20 protein-coding genes, 5 tRNA genes and 1 other RNA gene are annotated in these 18,481 nt (G+C 53.6%); 19 read left to right on the top strand and 7 right to left on the bottom strand.

Going from position 1 to position 18,481, the window contains the following annotated elements; all coding sequences use genetic code 11:
* The first annotated feature begins 2 nt into the window (after positions 1-2).
* The 18 genes from cydB to pnuC all read left to right on the top strand — a co-directional run bounded on the left by cydB (position 3) and on the right by pnuC (position 10,218).
* Complete coding sequence (gene cydB / locus C813_RS39040) at positions 3-1,142, top strand: cytochrome d ubiquinol oxidase subunit II (RefSeq protein ID WP_017455948.1); 1,140 nt, start codon at positions 3-5, stop codon at positions 1,140-1,142.
* 14 nt (positions 1,143-1,156) lie between these two features.
* Positions 1,157-1,270 (top strand): cytochrome bd-I oxidase subunit CydX, encoded by a 114-nt coding sequence (gene cydX / locus C813_RS39035; protein WP_004100325.1) that lies wholly within the window; start codon positions 1,157-1,159, stop codon positions 1,268-1,270.
* Positions 1,270-1,563, top strand: coding sequence for a cyd operon protein YbgE (gene ybgE, locus C813_RS39030; RefSeq protein WP_017455949.1), 294 nt, complete (start codon positions 1,270-1,272; stop codon positions 1,561-1,563). The genes cydX and ybgE overlap by 1 nt, the downstream gene beginning before the upstream one ends.
* Before the next feature lie 148 nt (positions 1,564-1,711).
* The gene (ybgC, locus tag C813_RS39025; RefSeq protein ID WP_017455950.1) at positions 1,712-2,116 is read left to right on the top strand and encodes a tol-pal system-associated acyl-CoA thioesterase; all 405 of its coding nucleotides are present in this window, start codon (positions 1,712-1,714) and stop codon (positions 2,114-2,116) included.
* The gene (gene tolQ / locus C813_RS39020) at positions 2,113-2,805 is read left to right on the top strand and encodes a Tol-Pal system protein TolQ (RefSeq protein ID WP_017455951.1); all 693 of its coding nucleotides are present in this window, start codon (positions 2,113-2,115) and stop codon (positions 2,803-2,805) included. The genes ybgC and tolQ overlap by 4 nt, the downstream gene beginning before the upstream one ends.
* Before the next feature lie 3 nt (positions 2,806-2,808).
* Complete coding sequence (gene tolR, locus C813_RS39015; RefSeq protein WP_017455952.1) at positions 2,809-3,237, top strand: colicin uptake protein TolR; 429 nt, start codon at positions 2,809-2,811, stop codon at positions 3,235-3,237.
* Positions 3,238-3,276: 39 nt separating this feature from the next.
* Positions 3,277-4,539, top strand: coding sequence for a cell envelope integrity protein TolA (tolA, locus tag C813_RS39010; protein ID WP_017455953.1), 1,263 nt, complete (start codon positions 3,277-3,279; stop codon positions 4,537-4,539).
* A gap of 132 nt (positions 4,540-4,671) precedes the next feature.
* A complete protein-coding gene (gene tolB / locus C813_RS39005) occupies positions 4,672-5,964 on the top strand; it encodes a Tol-Pal system beta propeller repeat protein TolB (protein WP_017455954.1) in 1,293 nt (430 codons plus the stop codon).
* Positions 5,965-5,997: 33 nt separating this feature from the next.
* Complete coding sequence (gene pal, locus C813_RS39000; RefSeq protein WP_017455955.1) at positions 5,998-6,510, top strand: peptidoglycan-associated lipoprotein Pal; 513 nt, start codon at positions 5,998-6,000, stop codon at positions 6,508-6,510.
* 9 nt (positions 6,511-6,519) lie between these two features.
* Complete coding sequence (gene cpoB / locus C813_RS38995) at positions 6,520-7,326, top strand: cell division protein CpoB (RefSeq protein WP_017455956.1); 807 nt, start codon at positions 6,520-6,522, stop codon at positions 7,324-7,326.
* 163 nt (positions 7,327-7,489) lie between these two features.
* A tRNA-Lys gene (locus tag C813_RS38990) sits at positions 7,490-7,565 on the top strand.
* Positions 7,566-7,591: 26 nt separating this feature from the next.
* A tRNA-Val gene (locus C813_RS38985) sits at positions 7,592-7,667 on the top strand.
* Between the two features lie 3 nt (positions 7,668-7,670).
* A tRNA-Lys gene (locus tag C813_RS38980) sits at positions 7,671-7,746 on the top strand.
* Between the two features lie 136 nt (positions 7,747-7,882).
* A tRNA-Lys gene (locus C813_RS38975) sits at positions 7,883-7,958 on the top strand.
* Positions 7,959-8,007: 49 nt separating this feature from the next.
* Positions 8,008-8,083 (top strand) — tRNA-Lys (locus C813_RS38970).
* A 33-nt stretch (positions 8,084-8,116) separates the two neighbouring features.
* Positions 8,117-8,239: non-coding RNA, RtT sRNA (locus C813_RS38965), on the top strand.
* A 177-nt stretch (positions 8,240-8,416) separates the two neighbouring features.
* The gene (nadA, locus tag C813_RS38960; protein WP_025263686.1) at positions 8,417-9,460 is read left to right on the top strand and encodes a quinolinate synthase NadA; all 1,044 of its coding nucleotides are present in this window, start codon (positions 8,417-8,419) and stop codon (positions 9,458-9,460) included.
* A 38-nt stretch (positions 9,461-9,498) separates the two neighbouring features.
* Entirely contained in the window at positions 9,499-10,218 is a 720-nt protein-coding gene (pnuC, locus tag C813_RS38955) for a nicotinamide riboside transporter PnuC (RefSeq protein ID WP_017455958.1), read from the top strand.
* Here the strand turns inward: pnuC and zitB are convergent.
* Both zitB and C813_RS38945 read right to left on the bottom strand, forming a co-directional pair.
* Positions 10,215-11,147, bottom strand: a complete 933-nt coding sequence (gene zitB / locus C813_RS38950; RefSeq protein ID WP_017455959.1) for a CDF family zinc transporter ZitB — start codon at positions 11,145-11,147, stop codon at positions 10,215-10,217. The genes pnuC and zitB overlap by 4 nt on opposite strands.
* Positions 11,148-11,273: 126 nt before the next feature.
* Positions 11,274-11,651 (bottom strand): protein YbgS, encoded by a 378-nt coding sequence (locus tag C813_RS38945; protein WP_017455960.1) that lies wholly within the window; start codon positions 11,649-11,651, stop codon positions 11,274-11,276.
* A gap of 318 nt (positions 11,652-11,969) precedes the next feature.
* On the opposite strand from C813_RS38945, the gene aroG reads away from it, so the two are divergent.
* Complete coding sequence (gene aroG, locus C813_RS38940; protein WP_017455961.1) at positions 11,970-13,022, top strand: 3-deoxy-7-phosphoheptulonate synthase AroG; 1,053 nt, start codon at positions 11,970-11,972, stop codon at positions 13,020-13,022.
* 56 nt (positions 13,023-13,078) lie between these two features.
* On the opposite strand, the gene gpmA is transcribed toward aroG, so the two are convergent.
* From gpmA to galE, 5 genes are all read right to left on the bottom strand, one after another.
* Positions 13,079-13,831 (bottom strand): 2,3-diphosphoglycerate-dependent phosphoglycerate mutase, encoded by a 753-nt coding sequence (gpmA, locus tag C813_RS38935; RefSeq protein WP_017455962.1) that lies wholly within the window; start codon positions 13,829-13,831, stop codon positions 13,079-13,081.
* Positions 13,832-14,039: 208 nt separating this feature from the next.
* Positions 14,040-15,080: a galactose-1-epimerase gene (gene galM / locus C813_RS38930; RefSeq protein WP_017455963.1), complete on the bottom strand. Its 1,041-nt coding sequence runs from the start codon at positions 15,078-15,080 to the stop codon at positions 14,040-14,042.
* Positions 15,074-16,222 carry a galactokinase gene (galK, locus tag C813_RS38925; protein WP_017455964.1) on the bottom strand — a complete coding sequence of 383 codons (1,149 nt, stop codon included), beginning with the start codon at positions 16,220-16,222 and terminating at the stop codon, positions 15,074-15,076. The genes galM and galK overlap by 7 nt, the downstream gene beginning before the upstream one ends.
* A 2-nt stretch (positions 16,223-16,224) precedes the next feature.
* Entirely contained in the window at positions 16,225-17,271 is a 1,047-nt protein-coding gene (gene galT / locus C813_RS38920; RefSeq protein ID WP_017455965.1) for a galactose-1-phosphate uridylyltransferase, read from the bottom strand.
* A 10-nt stretch (positions 17,272-17,281) separates the two neighbouring features.
* Positions 17,282-18,298, bottom strand: a complete 1,017-nt coding sequence (galE, locus tag C813_RS38915; RefSeq protein ID WP_017455966.1) for a UDP-glucose 4-epimerase GalE — start codon at positions 18,296-18,298, stop codon at positions 17,282-17,284.
* Between the last annotated feature and the right edge of the window lie 183 nt (positions 18,299-18,481).

Here is an 18,481-nt window from a genome sequence, read left to right as displayed (position 1 = left end):
AAATGATTGATTATGAAATATTACGTTTTATCTGGTGGCTGCTGGTTGGCATTTTGCTGATTGGTTTTGCGGTCACCGACGGCTTCGACATGGGCGTGGGTATGCTTACCCGCGTGCTGGGTCGTAGTGACACCGAACGCCGCGTGATGATTAACTCCATCGCGCCGCACTGGGACGGTAACCAGGTTTGGCTGATCACCGCTGGTGGCGCGCTGTTTGCCGCCTGGCCGATGGTTTACGCCGCCGCGTTCTCCGGTTTTTATGTGGCGATGATCCTGGTGCTGGCTTCACTGTTCTTCCGTCCGGTGGGTTTTGACTACCGCTCGAAGATTGAAGATATGCGCTGGCGCGGCATGTGGGACTGGGGCATCTTCATCGGCAGCTTTGTTCCGCCGTTGGTGATTGGTGTGGCATTCGGCAATCTGTTGCAGGGCGTGCCGTTCCACCTCGATAACGATATGCGTTTGTTCTACACCGGTAACTTCTTCCAGTTACTGAACCCGTTTGGTCTGTTGGCGGGCGTGGTAAGCGTGGCGATGATCCTGACTCAGGGCGCGACTTACCTGCAAATGCGCACCGTCGGCGAACTGCATCTGCGTGCTCGTGCCACGGTGCAGATTGCTGCGTTGGTTACGCTGGTTTGCTTCGCACTGGCTGGCGTGTGGGTGGTTTACGGTATCGACGGTTACGTGGTGACTTCCGTTATGGATCATCATGCTGCGTCTAACCCGTTGACTAAAGAAGTAGCGGTTCAGGCGGGTGCATGGCTGACTAACTTCAACAACATGCCTGTGCTGTGGCTGGTGCCGGCGCTGGGCGTAGTGTTGCCACTGCTGACCGTGCTGACGGCGCGTCTGGATAAAGCCGCGTGGGCGTTCGTGTTCTCTTCACTGACGCTGGCGTGCATCATCCTGACTGCTGGTATCGCGATGTTCCCGTTCATCATGCCGTCAAGCACTATGCTGAAAGCAAGCCTGACCATGTGGGATGCAACATCGACTCAGCTGACGCTGAACCTGATGACGTATGTGGCGCTGGTCTTTGTGCCGATCATTTTGCTGTACACCACCTGGTGTTACTGGAAAATGTTTGGTCGCATCACCAAAGAGCACATTGAAAGCAATACCCACTCTATGTACTAAGTAAGGAGCAGAATATGTGGTATTTCGCATGGATTTTAGGAACGCTTCTTGCCTGTGCTTTCGGAGTGATTACCGCGTTGGCGCTGGAACATGTTGAAGCGACCAAAGCCGGGAAAGAAGAACACTGATGGATAAAATTATCGCAAAACTGTATGCGGTAATGGATAAGGGCCCGTTAAGGGCCCTTTCCTTAATCATGGCATTACTGCTGGCGGGCTGTATCTTCTGGGATCCCTCCCGTTTCGCGGCTAAAACCAGCGAGCTGGAGATTTGGCACGGGCTGTTATTAATGTGGGCGGTGTGTGCCGGTGTGGTTCACGGTGTCGGCTTTCGCCCGCGCGCAATTCATTGGCAGGGTTTTTTCTGTCCGCCAGTCGCTTTTCTGGTCATGCTTGCGGGGCTTGTTTTTTTCTTCTTTTGAATAAGAAATATCCGTTATCCTCATGGGCTTGCAAAAGCCCATAAATTTTTACTCTCCGTTTACCTCAACCCATTCCAAAGCATCTTGCCCGCGCGTATAGTAGCGAAGTTTAAAAGCTCTAACTTTTTTTGCATTACCGGGATGTAAAGTGAATACAACGCTGTTTCGATGGCCGGTTCGGGTTTATTACGAAGATACCGATGCCGGTGGCATGGTTTACCACGCCAGCTACGTTGCTTTTTATGAAAGAGCCCGCACTGAGATGCTGCGCCACCATCACTTTAGCCAACAGGTTTTGTTGGCTGAGCGCGTTGCATTCGTGGTACGCAAAATGACGCTGGAGTATTTTGCACCCGCCAGACTCGACGACATGCTCGAAGTCCAAACGGAAGTTACATCAATGCGCGGAACCTCGATGGTTTTCTCGCAGCGGATTGTCAACGCAGAGAATAAAGTGCTGAACGAAGCTGAAGTGCTGATTGTCTGTGTTGATCCACTCTTAATGAAGCCTCGTGCGCTTCCCAAGTCTATTGTCGCGGAGTTTAAGCAGTGACTGACATGAACATCCTTGATTTGTTCCTGAAGGCTAGCCTTCTGGTCAAACTTATCATGTTGATTTTGATTGGTTTTTCTATCGCATCCTGGGCAATCATCATCCAGAGAACGCGCATCCTCAACGCAGCAGGGCGCGAAGCAGAAGCCTTCGAAGACAAGTTTTGGTCCGGCATCGAACTGTCTCGTTTGTATCAGGAAAGCCAGGGACGCCGCGATAATCTAAGCGGCTCGGAACAAATCTTTTATAGCGGTTTCAAAGAGTTTGCCCGCCTGCACCGCGCTAACAGTCATGCGCCAGAAGCGATTGTTGAAGGGGCATCAAGGGCGATGCGTATTTCGATGAACCGCGAGCTGGAAACGCTGGAAAACCATATTCCTTTCCTTGGGACCGTCGGTTCTATCAGCCCGTATATCGGCCTGTTCGGTACGGTATGGGGGATCATGCACGCCTTTATCGCGCTGGGTGCGGTGAAGCAGGCGACGTTGCAAATGGTTGCGCCAGGTATCGCCGAAGCGTTGATCGCAACAGCTATCGGTCTGTTTGCTGCCATTCCAGCGGTTATGGCTTACAACCGACTGAACCAGCGCGTGAACAAACTGGAACTGAATTACGACAACTTTATGGAAGAGTTCACGGCTATTCTGCATCGCCAGGCATTTGCCAGCAGCGACAGCAACAAGGAGTAAGCCATGGCCAGATCGCGTGGACGGGGCCGTCGTGACCTCAAGTCTGAAATCAACATCGTACCGTTGCTGGACGTGTTGTTGGTGCTGCTGCTGATCTTTATGGCGACGGCACCGATCATTACGCAAAGCGTAGAGGTTGATCTGCCGGATGCGACACAGTCGCAAACCGTCAGCACCAATGACGATCCTCCGGTCATTATTGAGGTTTCCGGTGTCGGACAGTACAGCGTGGTGGTGGAAAAAGATCGTATGGATCAACTGCCGCCGGAGCAGGTGATTGCGGAGGCGCAGCGTCGCCTGCAATCCAATCCGAAAACCGTGTTCTTAATCGGCGGGGCGAAAGATGTGCCGTACGATGAAATCATTAAAGCGCTGAACCTGTTACATAGCGCGGGTGTGAAATCAGTTGGCTTGATGACGCAGCCTATCTGATCACCGGCTTAACAGGCGGACAGTTTTTGGGAACCGAGAGTGTCAAAGGCAACCGTACAAAACGACAAGCTTAAGCGAGCAATAATCATTTCAGCTGTGCTGCATGTAATTCTTGTAGCGCTGCTGATCTGGAGCTCGTTTGATGAGCATATTGATGCTTCTTCAGGCGGTGGCGGTGGCTCTGCGATTGATGCGGTAATGGTCGATCCAGGCGCTGTGGTGGAAAATTACAATCGCCAACAGCAGCAGCAAGCTAGTGCGCAGCGCGCTAAAGAGCAGCGTGAAAAACAGGCGCAACAGCAAGCGGAAGAGCTGCGTGAAAAGCAAGCTGCCGAACAGGAGCATTTAAAACAGCTGGAGCAGGAGCGTTTGCAGGCGCAGGAAGCGGCGCGCGAACAGGCTGAACAGCAGAAAAAAGCGGAAGAGGCGGCAAAACAGGCTCAACAGCAGCAGAAACAAGCTGAAGAGGCTGCCGCGAAAGCCGCAGCTGACGCAAAAGCAAAAGCGGATGCGCAGGCAAAAGCAGCGGAAGAAGCGGCGAAGAAAGCCGCTGCTGACGCGCAGAAAAAAGCGGAAGCCGAAGCCGCTAAAGCTGCCGCAGACGCACAGAAAAAAGCCGAGGCCGAAGCGGCCAAAGCGGCTGCCGATGCGAAGAAAAAAGCCGAAGCCGAAGCCGCGAAGAAAGCGCAGGCTGAAGCGGCTAAACAAGCCGCCGCCGAAAAAGCGGCAGCGGAGAAAGCCGCAGCAGCCGAGAAGGCCGCCGCTGAAAAAGCAGCTGCCGAGAAAGCAGTGGCTGAAAAAGCGGCCGCTGAGAAGAAAGCCGCAGCGGCAAAAGCGGCAGCCGACAAAAAAGCGGCTGCAGAGAAGGCCGCAGCAGCCAAGAAAGCCGCAGCAGAGAAAGCGGATGCCGCTGGCGTTGACGATCTGTTTGGCGATTTAAGCTCCGGTAAGAATGCACCGAAAACGGGTGGTGGAGCGAAAGGGAATAATGCAGCTCCCGCTGGTTCTGGTAACACTAAGAACAATGGCGCGTCCGGTGCAGACATTAATAACTATGCAGGGCAGATTAAATCGGCTATCGAAAGCCGCTTCTATGACGCCTCCTCTTATGCGGGGAAAACCTGTACGTTACGTGTCAAACTGGCACCAGACGGTATGCTGTTAGATATTCAGTCGGAAGGTGGCGATCCGGCGCTTTGCCAGGCTGCGCTTGCTGCAGCCAGACAGGCAAAAATGCCGAAACCGCCAAGCCAGGCTGTATATGAAGTGTTCAAAAATGCGCCGCTGGACTTTAAACCTTAAGGTACACTTTCCTTCGCAATCTGCGGGGGAGATCGTGCAGAGGGTGTCCTGACGCGTGTAGTTTTGTCTTATTGAGTTTGTTAAAATTCTGCTAAATTATCGCGGGTTTTCCGCCCGGATAAGGGAGATATGATGAAGCAGGCATTACGTGTTGCATTTGGTTTTCTGATGCTGTGGGCAGCTGTGCTGCACGCAGAAGTACGTATCGAGATCACCCAGGGGGTGGACTCGGCGCGCCCGATCGGCGTCGTGCCTTTCCAGTGGGGTGGCCCTGGCGCTGCGCCTGAGGATGCTGGCGGTATCGTTGCTGCGGATCTGCGCAACAGCGGCAAATTCAATCCACTTGACCGTTCACGTCTGCCGCAGCAGCCTGGCAGCGCTCAGGAAGTGCAGCCCGCTGCATGGTCAGCACTGGGCATTGACGCAGTGGTTGTCGGCCAGGTGACCCCGAATCCTGACGGCAGCTACAATGTCGCTTACCAACTGGTGGATACCGGTGGCGCACCGGGAACCGTTCTGGCACAAAATTCCTTTAAAGTGAACAAACAGTGGCTGCGTTACGCCGCTCACGCTGCCAGTGACGAAGTATTCCAGAAACTGACCGGCATTAAAGGCGCGTTCCGTACCCGTATCGCTTATGTTGTGCAGACGGCTAACAGCCAGTTCCCGTATGAACTGCGCGTTTCCGACTATGACGGTTACAACCAGTTCCTGGTGCATAAATCTCCGCAGCCGCTGATGTCTCCGGCATGGTCACCAGATGGCTCCAAACTGGCATACGTTACCTTTGAAAGCGGCCGTTCTGCACTGGTTATCCAGACATTGGCTAACGGCAGTGTTCGCCAGGTTGCTTCGTTCCCGCGTCACAACGGCGCACCGGCGTTCTCACCGGATGGTTCTAAACTGGCGTTCGCACTGTCGAAAACCGGTAGCCTGAACATTTACGTCATGGACATCGGCTCTGGCCAGATCCGCCAGGTCACCGATGGTCGCAGCAACAACACGGAGCCAACCTGGTTCCCGGATAGTCAGACTCTGGCTTTCACCTCTGACCAGGCTGGGCGTCCGCAGGTTTATAAAGTAGGCATTAATGGCGGCGCAGCACAGCGTATCTCCTGGCAGGGTTCGCAGAACCAGGACGCAGATATCAGCAGCGACGGCAAATTTATGGTGATGGTTAGCTCTGACGGTGGTCAGCAGCACATCGCTAAACAAGATCTGGAAGCGGGTGGCGTACAGGTTCTGACGTCAACGTTCCTGGATGAAACGCCAAGTCTGGCACCTAACGGCACAATGGTAATCTACAGCTCTTCTCAGGGGATGGGATCCGTGCTGAATCTGGTTTCTACAGATGGGCGTTTCAAAGCGCGTATTCCGGCGACTGATGGACAGGTTAAATTCCCTGCCTGGTCACCGTATCTGTAATAATAAATAATTGATTATAAAGGAATCAAAGAAATGCAACTGAATAAAGTGCTGAAAGGCCTGATGCTGGCTCTGCCTGTAATGGCGATCGCTGCATGTTCTTCTCACAAGAATGCAAGCGACCAGAGCGGCGAAGGCATGATGGGTGCTGGCACTGGCATGAACGGTAGTGGCAACATGTCCTCCGAAGAACAAGCGCGTCTGCAAATGCAACAGCTGCAGCAGAACAACATTGTTTACTTCGATCTGGACAAGTATGACATCCGTTCTGACTTCGCAGCGATGCTGGATGCTCACGCTAACTTCCTGCGTAGCAACCCGTCCTACAAAGTTACCGTTGAAGGTCACGCTGACGAACGTGGTACTCCGGAATACAACATCTCCCTGGGCGAACGTCGTGCTAACGCCGTTAAAATGTACCTGCAGGGTAAAGGCGTTTCCGCTGACCAGATCTCCATCGTTTCTTACGGTAAAGAAAAACCTGCAGTACTGGGTCACGACGAAGCGGCTTACGCTAAAAACCGTCGCGCCGTACTGGTTTACTAAGAGAATTGCATGAGCAGTAACTTCAGACATCATCTGTTGAGTCTGTCGTTACTGGTTGGCATAGCGGCCCCCTGGGCCGCTAATGCTCAGGCGCCAATCAGTAGTGTCGGCTCAGGCTCGGTCGAAGACCGTGTCACTCAACTCGAGCGTATTTCCAATGCTCACAGCCAGCTTTTAACTCAACTCCAGCAACAACTTTCCGATAATCAGGCCGATATTGATACGCTTCGTGGGCAAATCCAGGAAAATCAGTATCAACTGAACCAGGTGGTTGAACGCCAACAGCAAATTTTGCAGCAGATAGGCAATCTTAGCAGTGGCGGTGCGACGGGGCAGACGCAGCAGACGTCCGGCGATCAGAGCGGTGCGGCAACGCAGACTCCGGTAGCGGATTCTGGTGACAACACGGGGGCGGCAAACACTGGCGCGCCCGTACAAAGCGGTGATGCCAATACCGATTACAATGCTGCGGTTGCGTTGGTACAGGATAAATCCCACCAGGATGAAGCGATCGCCGCATTCCAGAATTTCGTCAAAAAGTATCCTGATTCAACCTACATCCCGAATGCCAACTACTGGCTCGGTCAGTTGAATTACAACAAGGGTAAAAAAGACGATGCTGCTTATTATTTCGCTTCTGTTGTGAAAAATTTCCCAAAGTCGCCTAAAGCGCCAGATGCTATGTACAAAGTCGGTGTGATTATGCAAGACAAAGGAGATACAGCAAAAGCGAAGGCGGTTTACCAGCAGGTGGTCAGTAAATACCCTGGCACCGAAGGCGCGAAACAAGCGCAAAAACGTCTTGGTTCGATGTAATGCATAGCACATGACCAGAAATCGAGCTTTTTCTGGTCTTGTCGCATGAATCATAAGCAGTTAAGTGATATTCATCGAAATTGTTGTTGCGCTCAATTCTTAAATCAGTAATATATGCCGCCGTTGCCAAGGGATATCGCACAACCAGAAGCAGCGCAAAAGTGGGTCGTTAGCTCAGTTGGTAGAGCAGTTGACTTTTAATCAATTGGTCGCAGGTTCGAATCCTGCACGACCCACCACTTAAAGTAGTATCCAGCGCAGTATCGGGTGATTAGCTCAGCTGGGAGAGCACCTCCCTTACAAGGAGGGGGTCGGCGGTTCGATCCCGTCATCACCCACCACTCGGGTCGTTAGCTCAGTTGGTAGAGCAGTTGACTTTTAATCAATTGGTCGCAGGTTCGAATCCTGCACGACCCACCAATTTAACATCCTGCGATGGTGTTAAACGTGAAGGATAACGTTGCGTCAGCAGCATTCGGCTAAAAGCGAGCCATCCAGCACGATCAACCACTTAATGTGGTCACAATAAAATTATCTTCGAAGTCGCTACCCGTATGGGTCGTTAGCTCAGTTGGTAGAGCAGTTGACTTTTAATCAATTGGTCGCAGGTTCGAATCCTGCACGACCCACCAATTTAACATCACATTGGCGCCGGTTAACTTCGAAGTACAATCCTGAAAGGGGTCGTTAGCTCAGTTGGTAGAGCAGTTGACTTTTAATCAATTGGTCGCAGGTTCGAATCCTGCACGACCCACCAATGTAAAAAAGCGCCCTAAAGGCGCTTTTTTGCTATCTGCCCTATTTAAAGATTCGAATCTGCAGCAGGTTCGGTTCGAACGCAGTGAGACAACGGAGCCGCTTGCGGCGACGGCCCGAAGGGTGAGCGAAGCGAGTCATCCTGCACGACCCACCAATATAAAAATGGCGCTGGCGGCGCTTTTTTGCTTTCTGCTATTCCACACAAATTCCCCACGACATTTTTTGTCCAATCAGCTATCTTGTTTAGTATATAAAACACCGGTGCGCTAATGACGTCACGCATTTGCGTTGTTCTGGTAATTAAGTTAAGCAAGCAAAACGAGTAAGCATGATGAGCGTAATGTTTGATCCTGAAACCGCAATCTATCCGTTCCCGCCCAAACCCACACCGCTAAACCTGCATGAGAAGCAGTTTTACCGCGAGAAAATCAAGCGCTTGCTCAAAGAGCGAGATGCGGTGATGGTTGCGCACTACTATACCGACCCGGAAATTCAGCAACTGGCGGAAGAGACGGGCGGTTGTATCTCTGATTCGCTGGAGATGGCGCGTTTTGGTGCCAGACATTCCGCCTCAACGCTGCTGGTAGCAGGCGTACGTTTTATGGGGGAAACGGCCAAAATCCTCAGCCCGGAAAAAACCATCCTGATGCCGACATTGCATGCGGAATGCTCGCTTGATCTCGGTTGCCCGATCGAGGAGTTCAGCGCCTTTTGTGACGCGCACCCGGATCGCACTGTGGTGGTTTACGCTAACACCTCTGCGGCTGTGAAAGCGCGTGCCGACTGGGTTGTGACCTCAAGCATCGCGGTAGAGTTAATTGAGCATCTCGACAGCCTTGGCGAGAAAATTATCTGGGCGCCGGATCGCCATCTCGGTAACTATGTACAAAAACAGACCGGCGCGGATGTGCTGTGCTGGCAGGGCGCGTGCATCGTGCATGATGAATTCAAAACGCAGGCGCTGACGCGCATGAAAGCGCTCTATCCTGATGCTGCCATCCTCGTGCATCCTGAATCGCCGCAGGCAGTCGTGAATCTGGCCGATGCTGTCGGCTCAACCAGCCAGCTTATCGCAGCCGCAAAAACACTGCCGAATAAGCAACTTATCGTCGCGACCGACCGCGGTATCTTTTATAAAATGCAGCACGCCGTGCCAGAAAAAGAGTTGCTGGAAGCGCCTACCGCAGGTGAGGGAGCAACGTGCCGCAGCTGCGCGCACTGCCCGTGGATGGCGATGAACGGTCTGAAAGCGATCGCTGACAGCCTGGAAAACGGTGGCGCGGAGCATGAAATCCACGTTGATGCCGCGCTGCGAGAAGGCGCGCTGCTGCCGCTTAACCGTATGCTCGATTTTGCGGCTACACTACGTTCTTAGTGAATAATCAATGCGTAGCAATACGCTGTGGGGAAAGAATGGATTTTTTTAGTACACAGAACATCCTGGTGCATATCCCGATTGGCACCGGTGGGTACGATCTTTCATGGATTGAAGCCACAGGCACACTGGCAGGCTTATTGTGCATCTGGCTCGCCAGCCTTGAGAAGATCAGTAATTATGCGTTTGGTCTGATCAACGTGACGCTGTTTGCGATTATTTTTTTCCAGATCCAACTGTATGCCAGCTTATTGCTGCAGCTGTTTTTCTTTGCCGCCAACATTTACGGCTGGTATGCCTGGTCGCGGCAAACCTCGCAGAATGAAGCCGAATTGCATATCCGCTGGTTGCCGTTACCCAAAGCGATGAGCTGGCTGGCGGTATGTGTGGTCGCGATTGGCTTGATGACCTTCTTTATCGATCCGGTCTTTGCCTTTCTGACGAAAATCGCCGTTGCCGTCATGCAAGCGTTGGGGCTGAACGTGGTCATGCCGCAGTTACAGCCCGATGCGTTCCCGTTCTGGGACTCCAGCATGATGGTGCTCTCCATCGTGGCGATGATCCTGATGACGCGCAAATATGTTGAGAACTGGTTACTGTGGGTGGTGATTAACGTGATAAGTGTGGCGATCTTCGCACTGCAGGGCGTCTGGGCGATGTCGCTGGAGTATCTGATCCTGACCTTTATCGCGCTTAATGGCAGCAGGATGTGGATTAACAGCGCGCGTGAGCGGGGCTCTCACGCGCTTTCGCATTAATGCGAGTGTGAATGGTGGTGCTCAGGCTGCGTCTCGCCCAGATGGCAGTCTGGCCCGTTACAGGGCTGGTACTCCATCTGCACCGTCGCATGTTCAATCTCATAATGATGTGCCAGAAAGTGGTGGATCTCACCTAGCAGCTTGTCATGGTCGCGCGGAGGGATCACCTGCACATGCAGCGTCATGAGCGGTTTTTCACCGACCAGCCAGACATGCACATGGTGAACATCACGCACCTCAGGGATAGCGCGTCGCAGATGTCGCTGCAGCGCGCCAATATCCATCGAGCCCGGTGCACCTTCCAGCAACTCGTTAACGCTCTCTTTCATTAGCCGCCAGGCGCTACGTAATACCAGCGCGGAAACCAGCACCGAGAGTATCGGGTCAATTGGGGTCCAGCCGGTGAACAAAATCACCAGTGCCGCAGCGATGGCACCCACAGAACCGAGTAAGTCACCCAGCACATGCAACGCGGCGGCGCGAACATTCAGGTTCTTCTCTTCGCTCCCACGATGCAGTAACCAGAAGGCCAGCACGTTAGCCACAAGCCCGGCTATCGCAATCAGCATCATGGTTAAGCCTGCAACGGGCTGCGGATGGGTGAAACGCTGAATCGCTTCCCAGACAATCCACACGGTAATCAGCACCAGTGCTAGTGCATTGATAAATGCTGCAAGCGTAGTCAGACGCAGCCAGCCAAACGTCCGGCGAGTGCTGGGCGGCTGGCGCGCAAAATAGACCGCTAATAACGCAAAAAGCAGCGCGGCGGCGTCCGTCAGCATATGGCCGGCATCGGCAAGCAGCGCCAGAGAGCCGGAAATCAGGCCGCCGGCCACTTCGATGACCATAAAAACGGCGGTAACAATAAACGCCAGCAGCAGGCGGCGGGCGTTGGCATCTGCGGGAGTGTGCGAGTGTGAATGCGCCATAGGCGGGTCGTTCCTTGTAATTATTTTAACGCCTTACATCATTACAGATTTTTCAGTTTGCGGGGGAGATTGGAGAGAAAAAGTAAGGAGAGCCGAAGCTCTCCCTGATGATTAATGCACCGGATTTTACTGGGTTGTGCCGTCGGTTTTCTTATCGACGCTATGGTTGTTACCGCTTTCGGTTTCAACCTTTTTGTTCACATCCGGGCAGCGGCCATCTTTACACATGGTGTTTTTATGCACCTCATCTTTGCTCATATGCTGCTTGGAGTTGTGCTGAGTAGTGGAGTTGGTATTCATGCTACCGCTGTTGATCTGGCTGTTATCCACATTGTTTGGTGCAACATTCTGTTTTGCGTCCGGTGCCGGTTGACCAGCCGCTGCTGCGGCATTGGCATCGCCGTTACTGTCGCTGGAAGATGCTGCGTCGGCCGCGTAGGCTGCGCCACCTGCGAAAGTCAGCGTCGTCGTCAGTAAAAGTGTCGCTAATTTATTCATTTTCATCATGATGCTCCTGTTCCGGTCGTTTTTACCGCCGTTGAGGCCGATAAAAGCAGCGCGAACGAATTATCACGCTCAGTGGTTAAAGATACCATTCATGTGCGATATAGCAGCATGGAATAGCGATAAAATGAAAAATGGAAGTGTTAACAGTTAAAAAGTGTAGCGCTGATATCTCCGCTCGCTACTTTTTAACGCGATTTGACCTTAATCCAGGAATTATCCGGGCGAAGTGTAAAATCGCGTTTACACTTCGCCGCCGACGAGATAGATTGGAAAGATTGCATTCATCAAAAAAAGTATGGCCAGACTGGAACGAACATGAATTATCAGAACGACGATTTACGTATTAAAGAGATCAATGAGTTATTACCTCCTGTAGCACTCCTTGAAAAATTCCCCGCCACTGAAACCGCCGCCAAGACGGTATCTCATGCCCGTAAAGCGATTCATAAGATCCTGCGCGGAAATGATGATCGTCTGCTGGTGGTTATCGGTCCGTGTTCCATTCACGATCCTGCGGCGGCAAAAGAGTACGCTGCGCGTCTGCTGGCATTGCGCGAAGAGCTCAAAGACGATTTAGAAATCGTTATGCGCGTTTACTTTGAAAAACCGCGTACCACAGTGGGCTGGAAAGGGCTGATTAACGATCCGCACATGGATAACAGCTTCCAGATCAACGACGGTTTGCGTATTGCGCGTAAGCTGCTGCTGGAAATCAATGACAGCGGTTTACCGGCGGCGGGGGAATTCCTCGATATGATCACCCCACAATACATGGCCGATCTAATGAGCTGGGGAGCGATTGGCGCGCGTACGACTGAATCTCAGGTGCATCGTGAGCTGGCTTCCGGTCTCTCATGTCCGGTGGGGTTCAAAAACGGCACCGACGGCACCATTAAAGTCGCCATTGACGCGATTAACGCTGCAGGTGCGCCGCACTGCTTCTTGTCCGTTACCAAATGGGGCCACTCCGCCATTGTGAACACCGCTGGTAACGGTGATTGCCACATCATTCTGCGCGGCGGTAAAGAGCCAAACTACAGCGCGAAGCATGTCGCAGAAGTAAAAGTCGGCCTGCAAAAAGCTGGTCTGGAGCCGCAGGTGATGATCGACTTCAGTCATGCTAACTCCAGCAAACAGTTCAAGAAACAGATGGAAGTGGGCGCGGATGTGTGCCAGCAGATCGCCGGGGGTGAAAAAGCCATTATCGGTGTGATGATTGAAAGCCATCTGGTGGAAGGCAATCAGAGCCTGGAGAGCGGTGAACCGCTGGTGTACGGTAAAAGCGTTACTGACGCCTGCATCGGTTGGGGCGATACCGAAACGCTTTTACGCCAGCTCGCGGCGGCAGTGAAAGCGCGACGCAGTTAACGGTTGCACAAATGAAAAAGCGTGGACTGCTCCACGCTTTTTTTATGGGCGAAAACTTACTTCGCTTTACCCTGGTTTGCTACCGCAGCAGCTTTCGCGGCTATCTCGTCCGCGTTACCCAGATAGTAGTGTTTCAGCGGTTTGAAGTTTTCGTCGAACTCATACACCAGCGGTACGCCAGTCGGGATGTTCAGTTCAAGGATCTCTTCTTCGCTCATGTTATCGAGGTATTTCACCAGCGCGCGCAGGGAGTTACCGTGCGCGGCGATGATCACGCGCTCACCGCTTTTCAGGCGCGGCAGAATGGTGTCGTTCCAGTAAGGAATGACGCGATCGATGGTCAGCGCCAGGCTTTCGGTCTGCGGCAGCTCGGCATCGGTCAGTTTTGCGTAACGCGGATCGTGGCCCGGGAAACGTTCGTCATCTTTGGTCAGCGCCGGCGGTGTAACAGCAAAGCCGCGACGCCACTGTTTAACCTGCTCGTCACCGTATTTTTCAGCGGTTTCAGCTTTGTTCAGACCCTGCAACGCACCGTAATGACGCTCGTTGAGTTTCCAGCTTTTCTCTACCGGCAACCACGCCTGATCCAGCTCGTCCAGCACGTTCCACAGCGTATGGATGGCACGTTTCAGCACAGAGGTATAAGCAAAATCGAAGGTGTAGCCTTCCTCTTTCAGCAGTTTGCCTGCCGCTTTTGCTTCGCCAACGCCTTTTTCGGACAGATCAACATCGTACCAACCGGTGAAGCGGTTTTCGTTGTTCCACTGGCTTTCGCCATGACGAACCAGAACCAGCTTAGTAACAGCCATACACTTACTCCTGTGAGCCTGATTGAATGATAACAATTCTCATTATATTGCCGTGAAGGTGCTCCCGGCAACGGTTACCCATAACCATAGCGAAAATAGCCGCCGAGTGTAAGGTGCTTGTGAATCAGGGGTTATGGTTTTGTCGATAAGTGGCGCATATTTCAGCAAAACGGGTAAAAAAAGCCCTCCGGAAGGAGGGCGGGGGGATTTACTGCGCAATAAAGTGGTATTCCGTCAGGCTGACATAAACGTCGCCAGGCAATAAGAAGCAGTCTGGTTGCGGGAAATCCGGGCGGTTCGGGCTGTCGGGCAAAAACTCGCTCTCCAGCGCCAGTCCTTGCCACGCGTTATAGATTTTACCGCCGCGTGCTGGCGTTCCTTCCAGATAATTACCGGAATAGAACTGGAGCGCAGGCGCGCTGGTATACACCGTCATTTGCAGCTGTTTGTCCGCCGACCACAACTGCGCGGCGGGCTGACTGACGTCGCCTTTTGCCTGCAATAAAAACGCATGGTCGTAACCTTTCACCACGCGCTGGTCTTCTTCAGCCAGAAAATCCTGTGCCACGGTTTTTGGGATGCGGAAATCAAAACTGGTCTGCTCAACGTCTTTTAACCCGTCTGTCGGAATGCCCATCTCATCCACCGGCAGGTAAGCATCCGCCAGCAGTTGCAACGTGTGGTTGCGAACATCCGACTGCTCACCATCAAGGTTGAAATAAGCGTGGTTAGTCAGGTTGACCGGGCACGGTTTGTCGGTGGTTGCACGGTACTCAATAGCGAGCCGGTTATCATCGCCGAGGCGGAAATGCGCGCGGGTATGAACGTTTCCAGGGAAACCCTGGTCGCCATCCGCTGAATTCAGGACAAATACCACTTCGTTATCATTTTGACGTTCTATCAACCAGCGCCGCTTATCGAACCCATCCGGGCCGCCATGCAACTGGTTTTCACCCTGGCTTGGCGTCAACGTATAGGTGTGACCATCCAGCGTGAAACGACTTTTAGCGATACGGTTGGCGTAACGGCCTACCGACGCGCCCAGATACGCGGTCTGTTGCAGGTAGTGTTCCGGCGTGGCGCAGCCCAGCAGCGCTTCACGCACGGAACCATCTTTTAGCGGCACGCGCGCGGATAACAGCGTCGCGCCCCAGTCCATCAATGTCACCACCATCCCGGCGCTATTGCGCAGGGTGATCAGGCGAAAGGGCAGCCCGTCCGGGGCTGCTGCAGAAGCTTCGTTTAGCACTGTCCTGCTCCCTGTGAAGGTTTGCAAACATAGAAGGTTTCTTTGATACCGGTTTTGGCTTCGTACTGGCTTTCTACAGCTTGTTTCACCGCCGGTACCAGCGCTTCCGGCACCAGCGCGACGATGCAGCCACCGAAACCGCCGCCGGTCATGCGCACACCGCCCTGGTCACCAATGGTCGCTTTGACAATCTCGACCAGCGTATCAATCTGCGGGACGGTAATTTCAAAATCATCACGCATTGACGCATGGGATTCAGCCATCAGCACGCCCATACGCTGCAGATCGCCTTTCTCCAGCGCTGCCGCGGCCTCCACGGTACGGGTGTTTTCGGTCAGCACATGGCGTACGCGTTTGGCGACCAGCGGATCCAGCTCATGCGCCACCGCATTGAACTGATCGATGCTGACATCGCGCAGCGCTTTTTGCTGGAAGAAGCGCGCCCCAGTTTCGCACTGCTCGCGACGCGTGTTGTACTCGCTGCCCACCAGGGTGCGTTTAAAGTTACTGTTAATGATGACGATCGCCACGCCTTCCGGCATCGACACCGCTTTGGTGCCAAGCGATCGGCAATCGATAAGCAGTGCGCTGCCTTTTTTACCCAGCGCCGAGATAAGCTGGTCCATGATGCCGCAGTTACAGCCGACAAACTGGTTTTCCGCTTCCTGACCATTGAGAGCAATTTGCGCGCCATCCAGCGGCAGATGATAAAGCTGCTGGAACACGGTTCCGACCGCCACTTCCAGCGAGGCAGAAGAGCTCAGGCCTGCGCCCTGCGGCACATTACCGCTGATGACCAGATCCGCGCCGCCGAAACTGGCATCGCGTTTTTGCAGATGTTTTACCACGCCGCGCACGTAGTTCGACCACTGCTGACTGTCGTGGGTCACGATTGGCGCATCCAGCGAGAACTCATCGCTCTGGTTGTCATAATCGGCGGCAATCACCCGAACAATGCGGTCAGTACGCGGTGCGCAACTGATCACCGTTTGGTAATCAATAGCGCACGGCAGAACAAAACCATCGTTATAGTCGGTGTGTTCGCCAATCAGGTTCACACGGCCCGGTGCCTGGATTGTGTGGGTGGCAGGGTAGCCGAATTTTTCAGCAAACAGGGATTGTGTGTTCTCTTTCAGACTCATTGTTATTCTCCGGATTCGCGAAAATGGATATCACTGACCGCGCGCAGGCGTTCGGCGGCTTGCTCCGCCGTCAGGTCACGCTGGGTTTCGGCCAGCATTTCATAGCCGACCATAAATTTACGCACCGTGGCGGAGCGCAGCAGCGGCGGGTAGAAATGCGCGTGCAGTTGCCAGTGATCATTCTCTTCGCCGTTAAACGGTGCGCCGTGCCAGCCCATCGAGTAGGGGAACGAGCACTGGAACAGGTTGTCATAACGGCTGGTCAGTTTTTTCAATGCCAGCGCTAAATCACGGCGCTGTTCATCGCTTAAATCAGTGATGCGCTGCACATGCGCTTTCGGCAGCAGCAAGGTTTCAAACGGCCACGCCGCCCAATAAGGAACCACCGCCAGCCAGTGCTCCGTTTCCACCACGGTACGGCTGCCATCGTTCAGCTCGCGCTTTGCATAGTCCAGCAGCATAGGGGACTGATACTGAGCGAAATAGTCGCGTTGCAGGCGATCTTCACGATCCACTTCATTCGGCAGGAAGCTGTTGGCCCAGACTTGCCCGTGCGGATGCGGGTTGGAACACCCCATCGCCGCACCTTTGTTTTCAAACACCTGTACCCACGGGTACTGCTGACCCAGCTCAGCGGTTTGCTGTTGCCAGGTTTTTACTACTGATTCCAGCGCATCCACGCTTAGTTCCGGCAGCGTTTTGCTGTGATCCGGCGAGAAACAAATCACCCGGCTGGTGCCGCGCGCACTCTGGCTGCGCATCAGCGGATCGTCGCTCACCGGCGCGTCCGGCGTGTCGGTCATCAACGCGGCGAAATCATTAGTGAACACATAAGTACTGGTGTAATCCGGGTTTTTATCCCCGGTTACGCGGGTATTGCCCGGGCAGAGGAAACAGTCCGGATCGTGCGCCGGCAGGGTTTGTTTCGCAGGCGTCTCTTGCGCCCCCTGCCAGGGGCGTTTTGCGCGGTGCGGCGAAACCAGGATCCACTGGCCGGTCAGCGGGTTGTAACGGCGATGCGGGTGATCGACCGGATTAAATTGCGTCATTACCATTCCTTTAATCGGGATAGCCCTGCGGGTGGCGAGACTGCCAGCGCCAGGTATCTTCTGCCATTTCGTCAAGTGTGCGGGTTACGCGCCAGTTCAGCTCTTTGTCTGCTTTGCTGGCGTCTGCCCAGTAAGCCGGGAGATCGCCATCGCGGCGCGGCGCGTAGTGCCAGGCCACCGGTTTGCCACAGGCTTTACTGAAGGCGTTCACCACATCCAGCACGCTGCTGCCGACGCCCGCGCCGAGGTTATAGATATGTACACCTGGTTTACCGGCCAGTTGTTGCATGGCCGCGACATGACCGTCCGCCAGATCCATCACGTGGATGTAATCCCGCACGCCGGTGCCGTCTGGCGTCGGGTAATCACTGCCGAAAATTGCCAGCGAATCGCGGCGACCAACGGCAACCTGGGCGATATACGGCATCAGGTTGTTCGGGATGCCCTGCGGATCTTCGCCCATATCGCCTGACGGATGCGCGCCAACCGGGTTGAAGTAGCGCAGCAGCGCAATGCTCCACTCCGGCTGCGCTTTTTGCAGGTCGGTGAGGATCTGTTCCACCATCAGTTTGCTTTTGCCATAGGGGCTTTGCGGCGTGCCGGTTGGGAAGCTTTCCACATAAGGGATTTTCGGCTGGTCGCCGTAAACGGTGGCGGAGGAGCTGAAAATGAAGTTTTTAACATTCGCGGCGCGCATGGCGTTAATCAGGCGCAGCGTACCGTTAACGTTGTTGTCGTAATACTCCAGCGGCTTCGCGACGGATTCGCCAACGGCTTTCAGCCCGGCGAAGTGAATCACCGCTTCAATGGCGTGATCGTGCAGGATCTCTGCCAGCAGCGCTTCATCGCGAATGTCGCCTTCGACGAACAGCGCGCTTTTTCCGCCAAAGCGCTCGATCTCATTGAGCACGCTGCGCTTACTGTTACAGAGATTGTCGAGGATGATAACGTCGTGGCCGTTTTGCAGCAGTTGCACGCAGGTATGACTTCCAATGTAACCGCTACCACCTGTAACCAGAACTCGCATATTTCCCTCCATAAAGCATTTGATATGAACAAACCTTAGCATAACAGAGAGGTGAAAACTGTGACATGGGATAAATTAGTGGAATCGTTTACACTCAATTTTCTGCTAGCCGGTTTGTGGGGTAAACGCCAGAAAAACCCCGCAATAGCGGGGTTCATCCGACGCAAGTAAAAAGTCTTAAAA

The organism is Kosakonia sacchari SP1 (assembly GCF_000300455.3).
In the GTDB taxonomy this organism is placed as follows: domain Bacteria; phylum Pseudomonadota; class Gammaproteobacteria; order Enterobacterales; family Enterobacteriaceae; genus Kosakonia; species Kosakonia sacchari.
Note: the sequence above shows the minus strand (reverse complement) of the source record. Positions and strands in the feature narration are given on the sequence as shown.

Coding starts and splice junctions, on each gene's coding strand:
- cydB (WP_017455948.1), top strand. CDS start 3: ATGATTGATTATGAAATATTACGTTTTATCTGGTGGCTGCTGGTTGGC.
- cydX (WP_004100325.1), top strand. CDS start 1,157: ATGTGGTATTTCGCATGGATTTTAGGAACGCTTCTTGCCTGTGCTTTC.
- ybgE (WP_017455949.1), top strand. CDS start 1,270: ATGGATAAAATTATCGCAAAACTGTATGCGGTAATGGATAAGGGCCCG.
- tolR (WP_017455952.1), top strand. CDS start 2,809: ATGGCCAGATCGCGTGGACGGGGCCGTCGTGACCTCAAGTCTGAAATC.
- tolB (WP_017455954.1), top strand. CDS start 4,672: ATGAAGCAGGCATTACGTGTTGCATTTGGTTTTCTGATGCTGTGGGCA.
- pal (WP_017455955.1), top strand. CDS start 5,998: ATGCAACTGAATAAAGTGCTGAAAGGCCTGATGCTGGCTCTGCCTGTA.
- cpoB (WP_017455956.1), top strand. CDS start 6,520: ATGAGCAGTAACTTCAGACATCATCTGTTGAGTCTGTCGTTACTGGTT.
- nadA (WP_025263686.1), top strand. CDS start 8,417: ATGAGCGTAATGTTTGATCCTGAAACCGCAATCTATCCGTTCCCGCCC.
- pnuC (WP_017455958.1), top strand. CDS start 9,499: ATGGATTTTTTTAGTACACAGAACATCCTGGTGCATATCCCGATTGGC.
- zitB (WP_017455959.1), bottom strand. CDS start 11,147: ATGGCGCATTCACACTCGCACACTCCCGCAGATGCCAACGCCCGCCGC.
- C813_RS38945 (WP_017455960.1), bottom strand. CDS start 11,651: ATGAAAATGAATAAATTAGCGACACTTTTACTGACGACGACGCTGACT.
- aroG (WP_017455961.1), top strand. CDS start 11,970: ATGAATTATCAGAACGACGATTTACGTATTAAAGAGATCAATGAGTTA.
- gpmA (WP_017455962.1), bottom strand. CDS start 13,831: ATGGCTGTTACTAAGCTGGTTCTGGTTCGTCATGGCGAAAGCCAGTGG.
- galK (WP_017455964.1), bottom strand. CDS start 16,222: ATGAGTCTGAAAGAGAACACACAATCCCTGTTTGCTGAAAAATTCGGC.
- galT (WP_017455965.1), bottom strand. CDS start 17,271: ATGACGCAATTTAATCCGGTCGATCACCCGCATCGCCGTTACAACCCG.
- galE (WP_017455966.1), bottom strand. CDS start 18,298: ATGCGAGTTCTGGTTACAGGTGGTAGCGGTTACATTGGAAGTCATACC.